At 34.4% G+C, this 1810-nt stretch carries 2 protein-coding genes; both read right to left on the bottom strand.

The annotated features are described in order from the left end of the window. Positions 1-44 precede the first annotated feature (44 nt). Positions 45-1193: an RNA-guided endonuclease InsQ/TnpB family protein gene (locus QU01_RS07820; protein WP_033763417.1), complete on the bottom strand. Its 1149-nt coding sequence runs from the start codon at positions 1191-1193 to the stop codon at positions 45-47. Next, the gene (tnpA, locus tag QU01_RS07825; RefSeq protein WP_000063685.1) at positions 1162-1629 is read right to left on the bottom strand and encodes an IS200/IS605 family transposase; all 468 of its coding nucleotides are present in this window, start codon (positions 1627-1629) and stop codon (positions 1162-1164) included. Before tnpA ends, QU01_RS07820 begins: the two co-directional genes overlap by 32 nt. Positions 1630-1810 lie beyond the last annotated feature (181 nt).

The following is a 1810-nucleotide window of genomic DNA, read 5'->3' on the forward strand; positions in this document are numbered from 1 at the left end:
TAGCTAAAGCATGAGGAAAATTGGGATCAAGCAAACTCAGCCTACTAGGTAGGTCTTACAAATTCTACCCCAAGGATTGATGCCCCAACCCTATGAATATTGATAGACGCATTTAAATCCCTGTCTAGTTCCAATCCGCAATATTTGCAGTGGTATTCTCTTTCTTTATCTGTTTTGCCTAATTTTTTAATGTCTTTATTAAAGTTTTCATCAACAGATAAGCAATTAGAACAAGTCTTAGAGCTAGGATAAAATCTATCAATCTTAACGACATGAGCCTTGTTTTCAAGGATTTTCACAAACTCGCTAAAAGCTATATCGCTCACTTTCCTACCCCAAAGTTTTTGCATAGCTTTCATGTTCAAGTCTTCAATGAAAATGCTTTGGTATTTTCTGCTTAACTTCAAAGCCAATTTATAAAAGAAATCGGTTCTTAAGTATTTGATTTTTTGGTGCAGTTGGGCTAGTTTCTTTTTAGCTTTTTTAAAGTTATTAGAACCCTTAACTTTCTTGCTAAGGTTTTTACTAAGTCGCTTAATCAAAGGCAAGTATTTAGAGAAAAATAAAGGCGATTCTATCTTGGTATTGTCAGATCCGGTTAAAAAAGTCCTTAACCCAAAGTCAAAGCCCACGCTTTTATCGCATGCGGTTTGCTTGTTAGGGTTATTTTCTAATTCACAGGCTAGACACAAGAAATAATCGCCCATATTATCTCTTTTAATGGTTAGAGTTTTTACTTTCCCTATCAAAGCATAAGTTTTAATAAACTTGTAGCTATAACCACTAAAAGAAACAACATTGTCTTTTATCTCAAACCCCACTCCCTTATTCAACCCTGTCTTTTTATCAACTTGGCTTTTGAAAGTGAAAGATTTGTAGTTGGCTACTTTTTTAAATCGTGGCAATTTGGCTTGTTTCTTAAAGAATTTTTTAAACGCTTTATCTATCCTTTCAGTTAAATCTTGCAGGGTTTGTGAGCCTAGTGTTTTTAAAAAAGCATAACGATGGGTCTTTTTCAATTTGGTGGTGTGTTTTTGCAAATCGTTAAGCTTTAAATACTTTTTGAAAAGTCTATAATAGCGTTTGTGCAAGGCAATGCAATGGTTATAAAACACGCCATAACGCCTTAATAGTGTGTCTATACGCCTATTCTTATCGTTCTTATAGAGCTTTTGTTTGTAGGTTATCAACATAACTTTTCCATTTTTCTTTTTGCTTAGGGCGGTTGCTGTTTTGTTGGTTTTCAATGTATTGTTTGACAACATTCAAAGGCGCACCCCCCACTGTTGAAATGAAACAGGAATTGGTCCATAAAGTAGGTAGTTTTGTCTTTAAGTGGTTAAATTCTTGTCTTAATATCCTACTGCTACGACCTTTAGCGGTTTTAATGAACTTCATCACTCCAAAGCTTGGATCAATGTCAGCTAAAATGTGGATATGGTCTTTATCGGTTTGCATCTCTATAATCTCTACTCTTAATTCTTTAGCCACTTCTTGAATGATTTCTTTCAATCTCATTTCTACAGCTCCCACTAAGACCTTACGCCTGTATTTAGGACACCACACGATATGGTATTTGCAAGAATAGACAACATTATGATTGCTTTTGTATAAAACAGCGTTACTCATATTTGTAGTATATATAAAAAAAATAACTAATACAAGATATTCATAACATTACCCTTATTTTTGTGCATGATATTGACTCTAATACCCCTATTCCACATTGGTATTTAACACCTAAAGGCGTTTCGCCTTGTATCCCCATAGCTAAAAGCTAGGGGCTTTAAGGCGTTAGTTTTGGGTAAAA

The sequence above is a fragment of the Helicobacter pylori SA221C genome, assembly GCF_000476855.1.
GTDB lineage: Bacteria > Campylobacterota > Campylobacteria > Campylobacterales > Helicobacteraceae > Helicobacter > Helicobacter pylori_DK.